Consider the following 2,664-nt stretch of genomic DNA (forward strand, 5'->3'; position numbering starts at 1 on the left):
TTTTTTTAAAACCCCGCTTCAAATGATGGCAGGACACATAACCGCACTAGTGGCGTAGCGGTTATGCACTTCAAGGTTGAATCTGCCCCTAATAAAGTCGGGTCAGATCAAACTTAACTTTGTGCATATTAAGTTTGATCTGACCCAACTTATTAAATGCTATAATAGTTTTTTTCATTTTGATGAAATGCCGATGACTAAACCGATTATCTGTCGCGTAGCGCTCGCTATCCCCTTACATAAACAGTTTGATTATCTGATTCCAGACTATATTGCTAATGTAGCAAATATCGAACAGTTAGTAGGCTGTCGGGTACGTGTGCCTTTTGGTGGAAAACGGCAGATGATAGGGGTAATTTGTGAGCTTAACCCACCGCTTGATTACGCCATTGATAAGCTTAAAAAAGTCACTCAACTGATTGATAATAGCCCGCTACTAAGTGAAAAATTATGGTCACTACTACGTTGGGCGGCTTTTTATTATCAGCACCCTTTTGGTGATGTTTACCAACAGGCGATCCCCACCGCGTTGCGCCAAGGTAAAGAAGCAACGTTTAAAGGCAGCGAACATTGGTTGCTCACGGATAAACAGGTCAATTTAGATGAACTAAAACGTGCTAAAAAACAGCATCAAGCACTCACTGTTTTGGGCGATTTGTGTTTATCAACTAGTGCACTAAAAAACCAAGGGATCACCCGCGTCACGTTAAAGGCATTACAAGATAAAGGCATTATTAGCCCTGTTGATAAACAACCACAAACCAATATTAACTGGCTTGAAAGTTTTTTAGAGAGTGATGAAAAACCGATATTAACCACTGAGCAAGCCGTTGCGATTACTGCCGTTAATCAGCAAAACAAAACCTTTAACTGTTTTTTATTAGAGGGGATAACGGGCAGTGGGAAAACCGAAGTTTATCTGAATATCATTAAACCAATTTTACAACAAGGTAAACAGGTATTATTAATTGTGCCAGAAATTGGTCTCACCCCACAAACAGTGCAACGCTTTCAGCAACGTTTTAATGTGCCTATCTACCTCAAACATTCAGCGCTTAATGCCCGCGAACAACTCGATACGTGGTGCCATGCAAAAATAGGCAGTGCAGCCATTGTCATCGGTACACGCAGTGCTATTTTTAGTGATTTTAAAAATCTTGGTTTGATTATTTTAGATGAAGAGCATGATGCTTCTTTTAAACAACAGGATGGTTTTCGTTATCATGCACGTGATTTTGCCATTAAACGTGCGCACCTTGAGCAGATCCCTATTTTATTGGGTTCAGCAACGCCCGCATTTGAAACGCTACACAACGCGCTAACGGGAAGATATCAACATCTGCACCTGACTGAGCGCGCAGGCAATGCAAAGCCACCTTCAAGTAGCCTAATTAATCTTGCAGGTTTGCCACTAAAATCGGGATTATCACCACAGTTAATTGAGTTAATGGGCAAACATCTTGAGAAAGGCAATCAAGTCATTCTGTTTTTAAATCGTCGTGGTTACGCGCCTGTTTTAATGTGCCACGAATGTGGCTGGTTAGTAAAGTGTGGTCGTTGTGATGCGTTTTACACCTATCATAAATCGGCAAATTATCTGCATTGCCATCATTGCACCTCCACACTGCCCATTCCACAGCAGTGTGATGAGTGCGGATCAACACAACTTATCTCAACAGGTGTCGGCACAGAGCAGTTAGAGGAAACACTCAATCAGCTGTTCCCGCAATATTCAACGGTGCGTATTGACAGAGATAATACCCGTAAAAAAGAGAGCTTTAATCAATATTTAACCGATATTAACAATGGTACATATAAGATTTTACTGGGCACACAAATGTTAGCCAAAGGACATCATTTCCCCGATGTCACTTTAGTGGCGTTGATTGATGTTGATGGCGCGCTATTTTGTAACGATTACCGCGCCAGTGAGCGTTTAGCACAGCTTTTTACACAAGTCTCAGGTCGTGCAGGGCGCGCTGAAAAACGTGGACAAGTCTTATTACAAACGCATCATCCTGAGCACAGTTTATTGCAAGAATTGGTTAATAGTGGTTATGCAGAGTTTTCTCGTCACGCGTTAACAGAGCGAAAAATGGCGATGTTACCGCCCTTCTCTTTTCAAGCATTACTGCGCGCAGAGTGTGAAAATGCCACCTTAGCAGAAAGCTTTTTAGGGTTATGTAAACAGGTCATTACACAAATAACAGTGCTTAATAAGATAGATGATCGTCTGTTTATATTAGGCCCCATTCCTGCGTCAATGGAGCGCCGTGCAGGAAAATATCGTTTTCAGTTGTTATTACAAGCGGACAATAGAGCGCTGATCAGTAAAACATTACAGCAAGCGTTACCTTCGCTCGATAAATTACCAGAGGGACGTAAAGTAAGATGGTCGATTGATGTAGATCCAATTGATTTTGTGTAGTTAACCTGAGTTCTGGTTATGTCCGCAGCTTCATAACAGAGATGAAATAGGTTCATTCTCATTACTCAATAGAGGATGTAATCCTAACGGTGTAAATACAAAACAGGGAAGCAATGCTTCCCTTTTATCTATCTAACACTATTTATACCATATATGGACCCTCTCCGATTGCAAGACAATTTTGATCGTTGAAATAGAGTGCATTGCAGCCATATATTCGGCTTTTTTATGAGGTA

1 protein-coding gene is annotated in these 2,664 nt (G+C 41.1%); it reads left to right on the forward strand.

Annotation, left to right across the window (positions count from 1 at the left end):
* Positions 1-193: 193 nt before the first annotated feature.
* Entirely contained in the window at positions 194-2,428 is a 2,235-nt protein-coding gene (gene priA, locus G322_RS0118620; protein WP_028866742.1) for a primosomal protein N', read from the forward strand.
* The last annotated feature ends 236 nt before the right edge of the window (positions 2,429-2,664 follow it).

Source organism: Psychromonas hadalis ATCC BAA-638 (assembly GCF_000420245.1).
GTDB lineage: Bacteria > Pseudomonadota > Gammaproteobacteria > Enterobacterales > Psychromonadaceae > Psychromonas > Psychromonas hadalis.

Excerpts from the sequence above, each read along its gene's own strand:
- priA (WP_028866742.1), top strand. The coding sequence starts at position 194 with ATGACTAAACCGATTATCTGTCGCGTAGCGCTCGCTATCCCCTTACAT.